This window comes from Bradyrhizobium sp. AS23.2 (assembly GCF_001908185.1).
Taxonomy (GTDB): Bacteria; Pseudomonadota; Alphaproteobacteria; order Rhizobiales; family Xanthobacteraceae; genus Bradyrhizobium.
Map to the genome: position 1 here is coordinate 1 of NZ_LGHM01000122.1, position 15,258 is coordinate 15,258.

At 65.5% G+C, this 15,258-nt stretch carries 12 protein-coding genes and 2 pseudogenes; 7 read left to right on the forward strand and 7 right to left on the reverse strand.

Annotated elements, in window-relative coordinates:
• Positions 1-108: 108 nt before the first annotated feature.
• The 6 genes from AC630_RS25255 to AC630_RS25280 all read right to left on the reverse strand — a co-directional run bounded on the left by AC630_RS25255 (position 109) and on the right by AC630_RS25280 (position 6,098).
• Complete coding sequence (locus tag AC630_RS25255) at positions 109-1,341, reverse strand: Zn-dependent hydrolase (RefSeq protein WP_074121131.1); 1,233 nt, start codon at positions 1,339-1,341, stop codon at positions 109-111.
• Entirely contained in the window at positions 1,334-2,119 is a 786-nt protein-coding gene (locus AC630_RS25260) for an ABC transporter ATP-binding protein (protein WP_074121132.1), read from the reverse strand. The genes AC630_RS25255 and AC630_RS25260 overlap by 8 nt, the downstream gene beginning before the upstream one ends.
• Positions 2,116-2,889: an ABC transporter permease gene (locus tag AC630_RS25265; RefSeq protein WP_074121133.1), complete on the reverse strand. Its 774-nt coding sequence runs from the start codon at positions 2,887-2,889 to the stop codon at positions 2,116-2,118. Before AC630_RS25265 ends, AC630_RS25260 begins: the two co-directional genes overlap by 4 nt.
• A gap of 70 nt (positions 2,890-2,959) precedes the next feature.
• A complete protein-coding gene (locus tag AC630_RS25270) occupies positions 2,960-3,904 on the reverse strand; it encodes an ABC transporter substrate-binding protein (RefSeq protein ID WP_074121134.1) in 945 nt (314 codons plus the stop codon).
• A gap of 110 nt (positions 3,905-4,014) precedes the next feature.
• On the reverse strand, positions 4,015-4,743 hold the full coding sequence (gene hutC, locus AC630_RS25275) for a histidine utilization transcriptional repressor HutC (protein WP_074121135.1): 729 nt from the start codon (positions 4,741-4,743) through the stop codon (positions 4,015-4,017).
• On the reverse strand, positions 4,740-6,098 hold the full coding sequence (locus tag AC630_RS25280) for a formimidoylglutamate deiminase (RefSeq protein WP_074121136.1): 1,359 nt from the start codon (positions 6,096-6,098) through the stop codon (positions 4,740-4,742). Before AC630_RS25280 ends, hutC begins: the two co-directional genes overlap by 4 nt.
• 99 nt (positions 6,099-6,197) lie before the next feature.
• On the opposite strand from AC630_RS25280, the gene hutI reads away from it, so the two are divergent.
• From hutI to AC630_RS25295, 3 genes and pseudogenes are all read left to right on the forward strand, one after another.
• A complete protein-coding gene (gene hutI / locus AC630_RS25285; protein ID WP_074121137.1) occupies positions 6,198-7,412 on the forward strand; it encodes an imidazolonepropionase in 1,215 nt (404 codons plus the stop codon).
• Positions 7,409-8,968, forward strand: a complete 1,560-nt coding sequence (gene hutH, locus AC630_RS25290; protein WP_074121138.1) for a histidine ammonia-lyase — start codon at positions 7,409-7,411, stop codon at positions 8,966-8,968. The genes hutI and hutH overlap by 4 nt, the downstream gene beginning before the upstream one ends.
• Before the next feature lie 5 nt (positions 8,969-8,973).
• Positions 8,974-9,354 (forward strand): annotated as a pseudogene (locus tag AC630_RS25295) (urocanase-related protein); the annotation flags it as partial.
• Between the two features lie 7 nt (positions 9,355-9,361).
• Here AC630_RS25295 and AC630_RS25300 read toward each other — a convergent pair.
• Positions 9,362-9,982, reverse strand: a complete 621-nt coding sequence (locus AC630_RS25300; protein WP_074121139.1) for a TetR/AcrR family transcriptional regulator — start codon at positions 9,980-9,982, stop codon at positions 9,362-9,364.
• A 252-nt stretch (positions 9,983-10,234) separates the two neighbouring features.
• Between AC630_RS25300 and AC630_RS25305 the strand changes: the two genes are divergently transcribed.
• From AC630_RS25305 to AC630_RS25320, 4 genes and pseudogenes are all read left to right on the forward strand, one after another.
• On the forward strand, positions 10,235-11,095 hold the full coding sequence (locus AC630_RS25305) for an FAD binding domain-containing protein (protein ID WP_074121140.1): 861 nt from the start codon (positions 10,235-10,237) through the stop codon (positions 11,093-11,095).
• A complete protein-coding gene (locus AC630_RS25310) occupies positions 11,092-11,616 on the forward strand; it encodes a (2Fe-2S)-binding protein (RefSeq protein ID WP_074121141.1) in 525 nt (174 codons plus the stop codon). The genes AC630_RS25305 and AC630_RS25310 overlap by 4 nt, the downstream gene beginning before the upstream one ends.
• A pseudogene (locus AC630_RS25315) lies at positions 11,613-13,989 on the forward strand (xanthine dehydrogenase family protein molybdopterin-binding subunit). The gene AC630_RS25310 and the pseudogene AC630_RS25315 overlap by 4 nt, the downstream one beginning before the upstream one ends.
• A gap of 22 nt (positions 13,990-14,011) precedes the next feature.
• Positions 14,012-15,253 (forward strand): ABC transporter substrate-binding protein, encoded by a 1,242-nt coding sequence (locus tag AC630_RS25320; RefSeq protein ID WP_074121142.1) that lies wholly within the window; start codon positions 14,012-14,014, stop codon positions 15,251-15,253.
• The last annotated feature ends 5 nt before the right edge of the window (positions 15,254-15,258 follow it).

A 15,258-nucleotide genomic window follows, 5' to 3' on the forward strand; every position in this document is an offset into this window, starting at 1 on the left:
TTCCGAAAACGGTCGCGTCATCCATGCTGGCCTCCGTTCGCCAGCATGGAGTTTGAATCAGAAATTGCCCCATCTGGGAATCCAGATTCCGCTAAAAGACAACATGCTCTAGCCGCCCAGAATCCGCCGGCAGGCGTCGACGAAGACCTGGGCGCCGGTGACGATGTCTGCGTCGGCGGTGTTCTCGGTCCAGTGATGGCTGATGCCGCCGATCGACGGCACGAACAGCATGCCTGCGGGCATGATGGTCGCAAGCATCTGCGCATCGTGGCCGGCGCCGCTCGGTATGCGGATGGACCGTCCGTCCGCGAGAGCCTTGCTCGCGGCTTCGATGGCGTCCTGAAAGCCAGAATTCATCATCGCTGGTGCGCCGGTGCGCAGCTTCTCCACGGAGACGGTGCAGGGACCCTTCGCGTTGACCTCGTCCGCCATGGTGCGCAGCAGATCCTCCAGCCGCGCGATGACGGAAGGATCGTCGTCGCGAATCTGGAACAGCATTTCGGCTCCGCCCGGAATGATGCTCGGTGCGCCGGGATCGAGCGTGATGCGGCCGGTGGTCCAGACCGTGCGCGGGCCACAAGCGCCCGGGAAACGTTCGTCGATCGCCACGCAGAACTTGGCCAGCGCCAGGCCGGCATCTTTCCGCGCGGCCATGCGGGTGGTGCCGGCGTGGTTCTGCTCGCCGACGAAGCTGATCCGGTATTGCCAGATGCCGACGATCGAGGTCACGACGCCGATCGCAAGGCGTCCGCTCTCGAGCGTGTCGCCCTGCTCGATATGCGCCTCCAGATATCCGACATGCCGTCCCGGTTCCGCGGTGACGCGCGCCCGCCCCGAGAGCCCCATGTCGGCGAGAGCCTCGCGCATGGCGCGGCCGCTGGTGCGGTCGCGCGCGGCGTCGATATCGGCTTCGGTCACTTGGCCGACATAGGAGCGCGAGCCGAGGAAATGGCCGAAATGCCCTTCCTCGTCGCACCAGGCGGCGACTTCGACGGCGCCCTTGAGCGAGGGATCGGCATTGAGGACGCGCGCGGCTTCGAGCGCATAGACCACGCCGAGCGGGCCATCGAGCCAGCCGGCGTAGTTCTGGCTTTCCAGGTGCGACCCGGCCAGCAGCTTCGGCCCTGGCTTGGCGCTGGTGCCGAAGACATTGCCGATGCCGTCGACCGCGGCGGAGAGACCGGCCTCGGGCAGCTTCTGCACCAGCCAATCCAGCGACTGCCTGTGCGGCTCGGAGAAGGTCGGCTTGTGCACGCCGGTCTTGTAAGTGCCGATGGCACGGAGCGCATTGAGATCGGCGAGGACGCGCTCGCCATTGGCGCGCGGCTGAGTGTCAGGCATGTTCGGCAACCTTCAGCGCCTCGGTGCGGATCTCCTCGACCAGCCGTTCCTTCAACTGGACGAATTCGGGCGTGGTCTTGATCTTGTAGGAGCGCGGATGCGGCAGGTCCACATTGATCTCGGCCTTGATCCGGCCGGGGCGCGCGCTCATGACGATGACGCGGCTGCCGAGGAAGATCGCCTCCTCAATGTCGTGGGTGACGAACAGCACGGTCTTCTGGTCGCGCTCCCAGATTCCAAGCAGCATTTCCTGCATCAAGGCGCGGGTCTGGTTGTCCAGTGCGCCGAAGGGCTCATCGAGCAGCAGGATTTTCGGATCATTGGCGAGCGCGCGGGCGATCGCGGTGCGCTGCTGCATGCCGCCGGAGAGCTGTTTTGGCCAGTGGTTTTCGAAGCCGGACAATCCGACCTGGCGGATGAAGGCATCAGCAATCTTGTTCCGTTCGTCCTGCGGCACGCCGCGCTCGCGCAGGCCGAAGGCGATGTTTTCGCGCACGGTCAACCACGGGAATAGAGTGTAGGACTGGAACACCATGCCACGATCGGCGCCCGGGCCGGTGACCTCGCGCCCGTCGAGCGTGACGCGTCCGCTGGTCGGACGATCGAGCCCCGCGACGATACGCAGCAGCGTGGACTTGCCGCAGCCGGAGGGGCCGAGGATGGTGACGAAGTCGTTGTTGCCGATGATGAGGTTGGTCGGCTCCAGCGCCCTGGTCGGCGCGTTGCCATGGCGCGCGGGGAAGGTTCGCGAGACCTGTTCGATCTTGAGCGTCGTCATGCGAGCTTCCAGGGGAATAGCCAGGCGTTGAACGCCTTGAACAGGAAGTCGGAGAGGAGGCCGATCAGTCCAATCACGATGATGCCGAAGATGATCTGGCCGGTGTTGAGCAGCGCCTGGCTGTCGGTGATCATGTGGCCGATGCCCGAGGACGAGCCGATCAGCTCGGCGACGATGACGTAGGTCCAGGCCCAGCCGAGCACCAGCCGCAGGATTTCAGCGATCTCGGGCGCGGAGGAGGGCAGCAGCACGCGGCGGATGATGCCGCGGTCGCTCGCCCCTAGCGTATAGGCCGCCTCGACCAGATCGCGCCGCGTTGCGCCGACGGTGACGGCGACCATCAGGATGACCTGGAACACCGAGCCGATGAAGATGACGAGCAGCTTTTGCAATTCGCCGATGCCGGCCCACAGGATCAGGAGTGGGATAAAGGCCGAAGCTGGCAAATAGCGCGCGAAGGAGACGAACGGCTCGAGGAACGCCTCGATGGGCTTGTAAGCCCCCATCAGCACGCCGAGCGGCACCGCGATGATCGCCGCGAGCGCAAAGCCGCCGACAACGCGCCAGATCGTCATGCCGATGTCGTACACGAATCCCTGCTTTGCCAGCAGGTCAAAGCCCTCCTGCACCATGGTCAGCGGATTGGCGAGGAAGGTTTTCGACACATGGCCGCCGAGCGTCGCCCAGGACCAGAGGGCAACGAACAGCACGAAGAACGCAAGGCCGTAAGCCACGCGCTGCTTCGATGTCACGGGATCCAGGGGGCGCATCAAACTGTCTATCCGAATAGTCGATCAAGTGCCGATCCCGCGTCTCAGCGGGACCGGCACTTGCAAGAGTTTACTTGATGAAGCTCGCGTCGAAGAGGTCATCGACCTTCGGCGCAGCCTTGATGATGCCGATCTCGAGCAGGAGCTCGGCGGCGTCCTTGTTGAAGGTCAGGAAATCGCCGGCGAAGAATTTCTGGTTCGCGGCCTTGTCCTGCCAGCGCAGGTACTTTGCCGAGTTGCCGAACTGCTCGCCGGTCTGCTTCACGTCGGCGCCCATGATCTCGTAGGCCTTGGCCTGGTCCTTGGCGATCATGTCGAGCGCCTCGAAATAGCTGTCGGCGAGCGCCTTGGCGGCCTTCGGGTTCTCGGTCAGGAACTTTGGCGTGCAGCCGAACGTATCCATGACAATCGGATAGTCGAGCGTGGTGGCGATGATCTTGCCCTTGTCGGGCGCGGCGCGCACCGTCGACAGGTAGGGCTCATAGGTCATCGCGGCATCGTTCTGGCCGGACACGAAGGCCTGCGCAGCCGCAGCCGGCTCGAGGTTCACGACGGTGACGTCCTTCACCGAGAGGCCATTCTTCTTGAGCATCCAGGCCAAGGCAAAATAGGGCGAAGTGCCGGGCGCGGAGGCCGCGACAGTCTTGCCTTTCAGATCCTTGATCGAGGCGAGATCGTTGCGCACGGCCATGCCGTCGGCGCCGTAGCTCTTGTCGAGCTGGAAGATCTGCTTGGTCGCAACGCCGTTGGCGTTCCAGGAGATCCAGGTCTCGACCGTCGTTGCCGCGCACTGGACGTCACCGGAGGCGATCGCGAGATGGCGGTCCTTCTGCGGGATCTTCTTGATCGTGACGTCGAGGCCGTTCTTCTTGAAGATGCCGGCTTCCTTCGCGAGCGTCAGCGGTGCGAAGCCGGTCCATCCGGAGATGCCGATGCCGACCTTGACGTCGTCGGCGAGCACCGGAGTGGAGGCCGCGAGGGCAATGATTGTCGCAAATACTTTCGAACTACGCATGATTGTCGTCCTCTTGCCGATCGATGGATTGACGTCCTGTTGATCTCTTCATGTCGGCCCACAAGGCCCGTTGCCCGAAGCGTTGCACGATTTGTGCCGACATCGTTCTCTCAGCCTCCCTTGAATCGGGCGACAAGGCGGTGAGAGTCACCGGGATAGAGCAGGCGCACCGCGGTGATCGTGCGCGCGCTGCGCCAGGTGTAGCGGTCGATCACGAGGCAGGGCGCGCCGACTGCGATGTTGAGCGCTTCCGCGGTACGATCATCCGCAACGATGGCGCTGATCGTATGCTCGGCTTCTGTCCATGGGACATGATGAAGCAGCCACGAGCCGGGCGGCTCGCGCGAGAAATCCGCGGTCGCAGCATTCGGCACGGACGACAGGTTGATCAGCCTGTCCTCCACGGCAAAGGGCACATTGTCGGCGCTGTGGCGGCAGTTGATCGCGACCACCTTGCCGGCCTTCTTCACGCCGAGACGGTCACGATCGGCCGCGGTCGCCGCGCGCAGCTTTCGGCCGATCAGCTCATAGCCGTAGCTGCGGCCGAGCGCAATGATCTCGGCACGGATGTCGGCGATCTTCAGCACAGCCGACAGATGCTGCGGCCGGCGTACGAAGGAGCCGGCGCGCCGCCGCCGCTCGATCAGGTCGGCCTGCGCGAGCTCCGACAGCGCCTTGTTCACCGTCATGCGCGAGCAGCCGTAGCGTGCGACCAGCTCGTGCTCGAAGGGAATGCGATGCCCGGGCGGCCATTCGCCGGTCAGGATGCGTTTTTCGATGTCGGCGCGGATGCGCTTGTAGAGCGTTGGCTGGTCGGCTGCATTGGTCGCAAGGCTCATGCGACGAGCCTCCGCACCGATGCGTTGAAGCGCTCACGCGCGGCCTGGCGCAGTCTGTGCCGGCCGCCTTCGACGACTTTCTGGCCGCCAGCCCAGACGCAATCGATTGCGCCGCTGCCCGCGGCAAAGATCCAGCCATCGATAACGGCATCGCGCGCGCGTCCCGCCAGCGACGGATGGGCGGTGTCGAGCGTGACGATGTCGGCGCGTGCGCCAGGCGCAAGGCCAACTGTCGCCTGCGCCAATGCCTGCGCGCCGCCCGCGAGCGCATGATCGAACAGCGTGCGTCCCGTCGAGCGGCCTGCGCCACCGGAGAGTACATTACGCTCGCGATGCCTAAGGCGTTGGCCGTATTCGAGCTGGCGCAGCTCGTCGGCGATGCCGACCAGCACGTTGGAATCGGTGCCGATGCCAAAGGCGCCGCCGGCCCCGACGAATTCGCGGGCCGGGAAAATGCCATCGCCAAGGCTCGCCTCGGTGATGGGGCAGAGGCCGGCGACCGCGCCGGTCCTGGCGAATGCGCTCACTTCCTCATTCGTCGTGTGGATCGCGTGAATAAGGCACCAGCGCCGATCGATGGGCGCGTGCTCCAGCAGCCATTGCACCGGCCGTCGGCCCGACCAGGCCAGGCAATCCTCGACTTCTTTCACCTGCTCGGCGGCATGGATATGCACCGGGCCGCCATCCGCGAGCGGAATGATCGCCGCAAGCTCGGCCGGCGTCACCGCACGCAGACTGTGCGGCGCGATTCCAATGTTGGCATCCGGCAATGCTGCGATCGCCTTGTGCGAGGCAGCCATCAGCTCAGCGAATTGATCGACCGTGCAGATGAAGCGGCGCTGGCCGTCATGCGGCGCCGCGCCGCCGAAGGAGCCATGCGCATAAAAACTCGGCAGCAGCGTAAGGCCAATGCTTGAAGCTTCGGCAGCCTGCGCAATGCGCGCGGCCATTTCGCCGAGGTCGGCGTAATGCGAGCCGTCGCGATCATGATGCAGATAATGGAATTCGCCGACGCGGGTAAAACCCTGCTCCAGCATCTCGACATAGAGCAGCGTCGCGACGGCAGCGACGTCGTCCGGCGTCATCGTCAGCGCGAAGCGGTACATCGTCTCGCGCCAGGTCCAGAAGGTATCGGTACTGTCGCCGCGCAGCTCCGCTAGTCCCGCCATCCCGCGCTGGAAGGCGTGGCTATGCAGGCTAGCAAGTCCCGGAAGCGCGATTCCGTGGCGCTCGTCGCCGGCGGCCGGCGCTGTGCCCGGCGTCACCTCCGCGATCGCGCCGGCGGTGATCACCACCTGCACGTCATTGGCCCAGCCCGAGGGCAGGAGCGCGGAGGCGAAATGCAGTCGGGTCATGATTACATGCCGGCTGGACAGAACCGTCCCACGATCATATGTCTAGACATATAAGTCAAGCATCCCGGGGCGCAGGGACAACCGCGAAGGGACCGTTGCATGGCAGAGTGCTTCGACCGGATCTGGCATAACGCCCGGCTCGCCACGATGCGGGCCGATCGTCCCGATCTCGGCGAGATCGAGCATGGCGTGATCGCCACGCGCGGCGGCCACATTGTTTATGCGGGCACGCAGGCGGATTTTCCGGCGGATGCGGACGCAATCAAGCGGACCGATTGCGAGGGGCGCTGGATTACGCCCGGCCTCGTCGACTGCCACACCCATCTTGTCTATGGCGGCAACCGCGCGCACGAATTCGAGCTGCGCCTGAAGGGCGCAAGCTATGAGGAGATCGCGCGAGCCGGCGGCGGCATCGTCTCGACGGTGGCTGCCACGCTGAAGGCGAGCGAGGCCGAGCTCGTCGCAGGCGCGCTGCCGCGGCTCGATGCGCTGATCGGCGAGGGCGCGACCACGGTCGAGATCAAGTCCGGCTACGGCCTCGATACTGAAACCGAAATGCGGCAACTCGCGGCCGCGCGCAACCTCGGCCGTCAGCGGAAGGTCGTGATCCGTACATCCTTTCTCGGCGCGCACGCGCTGCCGGTAGAAGCCGACGGCGACAAGGATCGCTACATCGATCTCGTCTGCAGGGAGATGCTGCCGGCAGTCGCAAAGGCGGGCCTTGCCGATGCCGTCGATGCCTTCATGGAAGGCATCGCGTTCTCGGCTGAGCAGACGGCGCGCGTGTTCGAGACGGCGAGGGCATTCGGATTGCCGGTCAAGCTCCACGCCGATCAGCTCTCGAACCTCGGCGGTGCCGCGCTCGCCGCAAAATTCTCCGCGCTCTCCGCCGATCACCTCGAGCACACGGACGAGGCCGGCGCGGCGGCAATGGCGAAGGCCGGAACCGTGGCCGTGCTCCTCCCGGGCGCATTCTACTTCATCCGGGAGACGCAGAAGCCGCCAGTCGAGGCGTTCCGCCAGCACAGCGTCCCCATGGCCCTCGCGACCGATTGCAATCCCGGCAGCTCGCCGCTGACCTCGCTCCTGCTCGCGATGAACATGGGCGCGACGCTGTTCCGGATGACGGTGGCCGAATGCCTTGCCGGCGTCACCCGTGAAGGCGCGCGGGCTCTCGGCATGCTCAATGAGATCGGCACGCTCGAAGCCGGCAAATGGTGCGACCTCGCGATCTGGGACATCGAGCGGCCCGCCGAGCTCGTCTACCGCATCGGCTTCAATCCGCTGCACCGCCGGGTGTGGAGGGGACAGTGACGGAGCAGGGCGCAGCGATCGTCGTCAAGCCGGGAGCGGTGCGCCTCGACGATCTCGTGCGGGTACTTGCAGGACAACCCGTCGTTCTCGATTCCTCGTTCTGGCCGCGCGTCGAGGCGGCGGCCGAGATTGTCGCAAAGGCCGCGCGAGCCGACGTCCCCGTCTACGGGATCAACACCGGCTTCGGGAAGCTGGCTTCGAAGCGCATCCCACCCGATCAGACCGCGCTGCTTCAGCGCAATCTCATCGTCTCGCATTGCTGCGGCGTCGGGCCGGCGACGCCGGAGCCGATCGTTCGCTTGATGATGGCGCTGAAGATCATCTCGCTCGGGCGCGGCGCCTCGGGCGTGCGCCGTGAGGTGATCGAGCAGTTACAGGCCATGCTGGCGCGGCGCGTCTATCCGCTGGTGCCGCAGCAGGGCTCGGTTGGCGCCTCCGGCGATCTCGCGCCGCTTGCGCATATGACGGCGGTGATGATCGGCGAAGGGCAGGCGATCGTTGATGGCAACATCGTCCCCGGCAGCGAGGCGCTCGCCACGGCCGGACTCGCGCCGTTGACGCTCGGGCCGAAGGAGGGGCTTGCGCTGATCAACGGCACGCAGTTCTCGACCGCCTACGCCATCTCCGGCGTGCTGCGTGCATTTCGCTTGGCGCGCGCCGCGCTGGTCACCGGTGCGCTGTCGGTCGATGCGGCGATGGCGTCGACGGCGCCGTTCCGCCCCGAAATTCAGGTGCTGCGCGGTCATGCCGGACAGATCGCGGCTGCGGCGACGTTGACCGCGCTGCTCGACGGCAGCGACATCCGCCTGTCGCATCTCGAAGGCGATGAACGCGTCCAGGATCCCTATTGCCTGCGTTGTCAGCCGCAGGTCGCGGGCGCGGCGCTCGACCTGATCGTGCAGGCCGCGCGCACGTTGATCGTCGAGGCCAATGCCGTCACCGACAATCCGCTGGTCCTGGTCGAGACCGGCGAGATCGTCTCCGGCGGAAATTTCCACGCCGAGCCGGTGGCCTTTGCCGCCGACTCCCTCGCGCTGGCGCTATCGGAGATCGGGGCGATCAGCGAGCGGCGCATCGCGACACTTGTTGACCCCGCGCTCAATTTTGGCCTGCCGCCGTTCCTGACGCCCGATCCCGGCATCAATTCCGGCTTCATGATCGCCGAAGTGACGGCGGCTGCGCTCTACGCCGAGAACAAGCAGCGCGCGCTCGCCTGCTCGATCGATTCGACGCCGACCAGCGCCAATCAGGAAGACCATGTCTCGATGGCCGCGCACGCCGCGCGGCGCCTGTCGGATATGGCCGACAATCTTGCCGCCATCCTCGGCATCGAGCTTCTGGTCGCCGCGCAAGGCATCACGCTGCGCGCGCCGCATGCGACCAGCGCGCCGCTCGCCGCCGTCATCGCCGCGCTTCGCGAACAGGTGCCTGCGCTGGGCGCCGACCGCTACATGGCCGGCGATCTCGCCAGGGCCGCTGCGCTAATCGAAGCCGATGCGTTGCCGGCCGCGGCGATCGCCGCGCTTCCATCCGATCCGTTTCCAAGACTTGATTGAACAAGGCTCCTGGCGAGCTCAAGGCCCCAATCGTGATCGGGCGCTACCGTCTCGATAGCGGCTCGGTGGCAAGCCCCAACCGCGAGACCGAGGCGATGCGTGACGGTTCGGATGCGGTGTCCGATTTGCTCAACGCGCTGCTCAATTGCGCCAGCGGCGCGACCTGGGTCTCGCTGCACCACGGCGGCGGCGTCGGCATCGGCTATTCGCAGCACGCCGGCATGGTAATCGTCGCCGACGGCACGCCGGAAGCTGCAAAGCGGATCGAGCGCGTGCTCTGGAACGATCCAGCGAGCGGCGTCATGCGCCACGCGGATGCGGGCTACGAGATCGCGATCGACTGCGCCCGCGCCAACGGGCTCAATCTGCCGAGCCTGGCAAAGTAGCCGCGTCTCAGTCGCGCACGAGCAGCCTTGGCATCGTCGCCCGCGCGCCGTCCATGAACGTCTGGACAGCGTCGCGGACGATCGCGTCGAGATCGGGTGGGATCGGCGTCTCGTAGATGAACTTGCGGATGGCGAGATAGAAGATGCGGCCGTGCAGGCCCCAGAACAGCTCGGTCTCGCGTTCGCCGAGCGGATGGGTCTTGGCGTCAGGCAGCTTCAGATCGTGGCGCAGCTCGGCCGCCGCCGGCTCGATGATCTCGCGCCGGACGATGTCGAGATAGCGACCGGTGATGCCGAACGACTTCATGCCGGAGAAGACGAATATCCGCACCCAATTGTACTCGAACACGCGCGCGGCATAGTCGAGATAGAAGCGCGTGAGCCGCGCCTCCAGCGACAGTGAGCGGTCGCGGATCATCGGCCCCCAATCGGGCGACCAGCGACTGAGATAGACCTCCTGGTAGACCCGTTCGATCAGCGCTTCCTTGCTCGGGAAGTGGCGATAGATCGCCGAATGGGTGATGCCCATGCGCTTGGCGAGCTCGCGGGTCTGGCCCTCGAAGCCGTGTTCGGCGAAGAAGCGGATTGCCTCGTCGACGATCGCGCGCTCGCGGTCGGCCGCGCGCATGTTGCGGCGCTTTGGCGCGGACTTGCCTGTCTCGGTTCGCCTTCGGACCGGTCGCTTTGCCGTTTTCTGCGCTCTTCGGGCCATTTCATCGCTGGATCGCACGTAACCCCGCCTTCATAGCCCAAGGCGCATTTGTGACCAAATGGTCATTTCCTGTTGACCGCCCTCCGCGGGCGTGTCAGGGTTTTGAGACCAGATGGTCACAAATCTGGCATCCTGGCTGATGAGCCGACGGATTTTGAGGAAACGGCGGTGAAGGCGAGGGCTTTCAGCTATTTTCGTGCTGCAACGATCGAGCAGGCGCTGGATGCCCACGCGCGTGTTGGCGATGACGCGCGTTTCATCGCCGGGGGCCAGAGCCTCGTGCCGGCGCTGTCGCTGCGGCTCCAGGCGCCGCGACTTCTGATCGACATCACCCACATTGGCGAGCTGCGCGGTGTCAGACGCGAAGGTGGTTTCCTGCGCATCGGTGCGCTGACTCGCCATTGCGAGATGCTGAGCGAGCCGCTGATCGCCGAGTTCGCTCCGCTCCTGCATGCCGCGGCGCCTTTCGTCGCTCATCCCGCGATCCGCAATCGCGGCACGTTCGGTGGCAGCGTCGCGCTGGCCGATCCCGCGTCCGAATTTCCGGCGATGACGCTGGCGCTCGATGCCGAGATCGAGATCGCGGGCCCCTCCGGCAGGCGGCGCGTCAAGGCCGACGACTTCTTTCTCGACCTCTTCGAGACGGCATTGCAGCCCGGCGAGCTGATCACCGCGATCTATGTCCCGCTGTTCAAGGCCGATCAGCGCTTTGCGTTCGACGAATTGGCACGCCGGCGCGGGGATTATGCGCTGGTCGGTTGCGGCATGCTTGCGACCTGCGCTGGCGGCCGGATCGACGATATTCGCATCTCCTTCTTCTCCGTCGGCAATACGCCGACACGGGTGAAGGGAGCGGAGGCGACCCTCATCGGATCGAGCCTCGATTCGGAACGTATCGCCGCCGCGCAAGCCGCGCTCGAAGGCGATCTCGCGCCGCCCGACAGCGATGAGGTGCCACCGGCGATGCGACTGCATCTCGCCCGCGTGTTGCTGGGTCGCCTGCTCGGCCGTCTGAAGGAGGGTGCATGAGCGGCCTTGACGAAACCCTCCTGGACGACACTGAGGCAACCGTGCGGGTTCGCTTCGTCGTCAATGGCCGCAAGGTCGCCTGCGAGGTCGCGCCGCGCGAAACACTGGTCGATTGTCTGCGCAACGAGCTCGAGCTGACGGGCACGCATGCCGGCTGCGAAATGGGGGCCTGCGGCGCCTGCCTGGTACAGCTCGACGGTCGTGCCGTGCATTCCTGCCTGATGTACGCGGTGCAAGCCGACGGCGCCAGGATCGACACGATCGAGGGACTCACCGAAAGCGGGGTGATCGCCGACCTCCAGGCCGAATTCCATCGCCGCAACGCGCTGCAATGCGGCTTCTGCACGCCGGGCATGCTGGTCAACGCCCACGAGTTGCTCTCGCAGGTGGCAGAGCCGAACCGCGAGGAAATCCGCGACGCGCTGTCGGGCAATTACTGTCGCTGCACTGGTTATGAGGCGATCGTCGATGCTATCGACGCCGTCGCGAAAGCGCGCTGCGAAGGCGGAGGCGCGACATGAGCGCGCCGCTGACCTCGCTCGACCGACCGAACTCCTATATCGGCCGTTCTGTGCCGCGGCCGAACGCGAAGCGCTTGCTTGCCGGGCGCGGGCACTACGTCAGCGACCTCAGGCTGCCGCGCATGCTCTATGCCGCCTTCCTGCGCAGTCCGCATGCGCACGCGAAGATCGTCGCCATCAATTCCGAACAGGCGCGTGCGCTCGAAGGCGTGCATCTCGTCGCCACGGGGGCGGATCTCGCGAAGATATGCACGCCCTGGACCGGCACGCTCGATCACTTCAAGGGCATGACATCCGCGCCGCAATTGCCCCTGCCGCTCGACCGGGTGGTCTGGGCCGGGCAGGCGGTGGTCGCCGTCGTCGCCGAGAGCCGTGCGATTGCAGAAGACGCGCTGGAGCTGATTGAGGTTGACTACGAGGACCTTCCCGTCGTCGTTGATATCGACGGCGCGCGTGAGGCCGGGGGGGCCGCTGATCAATTCCGGCAGCGTCAATAACACCTGCTTCCGTAGCCAGCTCGACAACGGCACCGTCGACGACGCTTTTGCGCATGCGGCGCACGTGGTGGAAGAGGAATTCTCCTTCGGCCGCCATACCGCGGTGACGCTGGAGCCGCGCGCTATCGTCGCGGACTACGATCCCGCCGCCGGGATGCTGACCGTGCATCACGCCACGCAGACGCCATACCAGTTCCAGGATCTCTATTCGCGCCACTACGGCATCCCGGAAGCCCGCGTTCGTGTGATCGCGACCGATATCGGCGGCTCCTTCGGGATGAAGCTGCATGTCTATCACGAGGACATGGCGGTGGTCGGCCTCTCGATCCTGCTCGGCCGTCCCGTCAAATACGTCGCCGACCGCATCGAGTCGTTCGTCTCCGACATCCACGCCCGCGACCACCGCGTCCGCGCCCGGATGGCGCTGGATGCCAAGGGCGAGATCCTCGCGATGGATGTCCTGGACCTGACCGCGATCGGCGCCTTCTCGACCTATCCGCGCACCAGCGTGGTCGAGGGCAACCAGGTGATCCGCCTGATCGGTGCGCCCTATCGCTTCAAGAATTACCGCGCCACGCTGGAGGTGATCTTCCAGAACAAGGTACAGACCAGCCAGTATCGGGCCGTCGGCCATCCCATTGCCTGCGCCGTCACCGAGCGGCTGGTCGACATGGCCGCGTCCAAGGTCGGGCTCGATCCTTTCGCCATCCGCGCACAGAACGTGATCGCCGATGATGCCTATCCGCAGACCTCGCCGACCGGCTACCGTTTCGAGGCGCTGTCGCATCAGGCTTGCCTGAAGCGCCTGCACGAGATGATGGACTACGACGCGCTGCGCGCCGAACAGGCAGACCTGCGCAAGCGCGGCGTCTACCGCGGCATCGGCATCGCGGCCTTTGTCGAGATCACCAATCCCAGCCCGGCCTTTTACGGCGTCGGTGGCGCGCGCATCTCCTCGCAGGACGGCGCTGTCGTCAGCCTGACGCCGTCCGGCGAGGTGCGCTGCCTGATCTCGGTCACCGAGCAGGGGCAGGGCACCGAGGCGATCATCAGCCAGATCGTGGCCGATCAGCTCGGTCTTGCGCAGGAGCACGTCAAGGTCGTTACCGGCGACACCGAGGTGACGCCGCATGGCGGCGCCACCTGGGCCTGCCGCGGCGCCGGCATCGGCGGCGAGACCGCACTTCAGGCCACGCGCGCGCTCAAGCACAATATCCTGGAGATCGCCGCGCTCATCCTCCAGGAGCAGCCGTCGGCGCTTGATATCATCGATGGCGAGGTCGTTGATGCAGCGACGCGGCAGCAGCGCCTGCCGATCGCCGAGATCGCGCGTATCGCCTATTTCCGTTCCGACACGCTGCCGCCCGGCACGCAGGCGCAGCTCACCGTCAGCCACCACTTCGCCCCGCAAGGCTATCCTTTCGCGTTCACCAACGGCATCCAGGGGTGCTCGCTGGAGGTCGATCTCGAGACCGGCTTCATCAAGGTGTTGAAGCACTTCATCGTCGAGGATTGTGGCCGCGTCATCAACCCGATGCTGGTGGACGAACAGCTCCGCGGCGGCATCGTGCAGGGGCTCGGCGCGGCGCTGTTCGAGGAATGCCGCTACAGCGAGACCGGCCAGCTCGTGAACGGCTCACTCGCCGATTACCTTGTGCCGATGGCGATGGAGATGCCAGACATCGTCATCGCCCATGTCGAGACGCCGACCGCCGACACCGAACTCGGCGCCAAGGGATGCGGCGAGGCCGGCACGGCCGCCGCCTCGGCCTGCGTGCTCAACGCCGTCAACGACGCGCTCACGCCGTTCGGTGCCACGATCAATTCGATTCCGATCACGCCCGCAAAGGTTCTGAAAGCCCTGAAGCGTTTCTAGAAAAAGATCTCTGGAGGAAATCATGCCCAAATCCGGTTCGACGCCAAAAATATCCCGCCGCACCGCGCTCGCAGGCCTCTCGGCGAGCGCAGCATTGCTCGCCATGCCCCGGCTCGGCCGCGCTGCAGATGAGACGATCCGCATCGGCTTTCCGACGCCGCTGACCGGGCCGTTTGCCGCCGAAGCGCGCGACCAGGTCAAATGCGCCGAGCTCGCTGTCAAGCTCGTGAACGACAAGGGCGGTATTGCCGGCCGCAAGGTTGAGCTCTTGGTGCGCGACGACAAGCTCAATGCCGGCGAGGCGGCGACCCGCACACTGGAGCTGATCGAGAAGGACAAGGTCCACGCCGTGGTCGGCGCGCTCTCCAGCGCGGTGCAGCTCGGGGTCAACGAAGTCACCCGCGCCCGCGGCGTGATTTACGTCTCGATCAGCCAGTCCGACACCATCAACGAAGCCAAGGATTTCAGCAAATACACCTTCCATGAGGCGCTGAACCCGCACATGACGACGGCTGCTGTGGCGCGGCAGACCCTGAAGAAGGGCATGAAGGTCGCCCATCTCGTCGCCGACTATGCCTACGGTCATGAGATGCTCCGCGGTTTCAAGCGCGCGCAGGCGGCAATCGGTGCGGACAATGTCGGCGAGATCCTGCATCCGTTCGGTGCGGCCGACTATTCCACCTTCATTCCGCGCCTGATGTCGATGCGGCCGGACGTGCTCTGCATCTCCAACTTCGGCCGCGACCAGGCCAATGCAATCAAGCAGGCGGTGGATTTCGGCGTCAAGCAGCAGATGAAGATCGTCGTGCCCGTGATCCTGCACAACCAGCGGCTCGCGGTCGGTCCCGACGTCTTCGAGGGCGTGGTCGGCGGCGCCAACTACTATTGGGGCCTGGAGCCCCAGAGCAAGACGGCCGCCGATTTCAACGCAGCGTTCCGCGCGGCCAATGGCGGTGCGATCCCGACCGATTATGGCGCCTATGGCTATTCCGGCGTGGCCTCGCTCCTGCTCGCCATGCGGGCCGCCGGTGGAACCGACACCGACAAGGTCGTCGACGCCCTGGAGAAGCTGCAATACGACCTGACCAAGGGCCCGCAGCACTACCGCAAGTGCGACCATCAATCGGTGCAGTCGGTGCTGGTCCTGGAGTCCAAGAAGAAGTCCGCCATGGCCAACGACAACGACCTGTTCGCCATTCTCGCCACCGATACGGGCTCCGCCGACATGCTGCGCAGCTGCAGCGAGCTCGGCCACGCCACCTAAAGCCC

Excerpts from the sequence above, each read along its gene's own strand:
- AC630_RS25255 (WP_074121131.1), bottom strand. The coding sequence starts at position 1,341 with ATGCCTGACACTCAGCCGCGCGCCAATGGCGAGCGCGTCCTCGCCGAT.
- AC630_RS25260 (WP_074121132.1), bottom strand. The coding sequence starts at position 2,119 with ATGACGACGCTCAAGATCGAACAGGTCTCGCGAACCTTCCCCGCGCGC.
- AC630_RS25265 (WP_074121133.1), bottom strand. The coding sequence starts at position 2,889 with ATGCGCCCCCTGGATCCCGTGACATCGAAGCAGCGCGTGGCTTACGGC.
- AC630_RS25270 (WP_074121134.1), bottom strand. The coding sequence starts at position 3,904 with ATGCGTAGTTCGAAAGTATTTGCGACAATCATTGCCCTCGCGGCCTCC.
- hutC (WP_074121135.1), bottom strand. The coding sequence starts at position 4,743 with ATGAGCCTTGCGACCAATGCAGCCGACCAGCCAACGCTCTACAAGCGC.
- AC630_RS25280 (WP_074121136.1), bottom strand. The coding sequence starts at position 6,098 with ATGACCCGACTGCATTTCGCCTCCGCGCTCCTGCCCTCGGGCTGGGCC.
- hutI (WP_074121137.1), top strand. The coding sequence starts at position 6,198 with ATGGCAGAGTGCTTCGACCGGATCTGGCATAACGCCCGGCTCGCCACG.
- AC630_RS25300 (WP_074121139.1), bottom strand. The coding sequence starts at position 9,982 with ATGCGCGCGGCCGACCGCGAGCGCGCGATCGTCGACGAGGCAATCCGC.
- AC630_RS25310 (WP_074121141.1), top strand. The coding sequence starts at position 11,092 with ATGAGCGGCCTTGACGAAACCCTCCTGGACGACACTGAGGCAACCGTG.
- AC630_RS25320 (WP_074121142.1), top strand. The coding sequence starts at position 14,012 with ATGCCCAAATCCGGTTCGACGCCAAAAATATCCCGCCGCACCGCGCTC.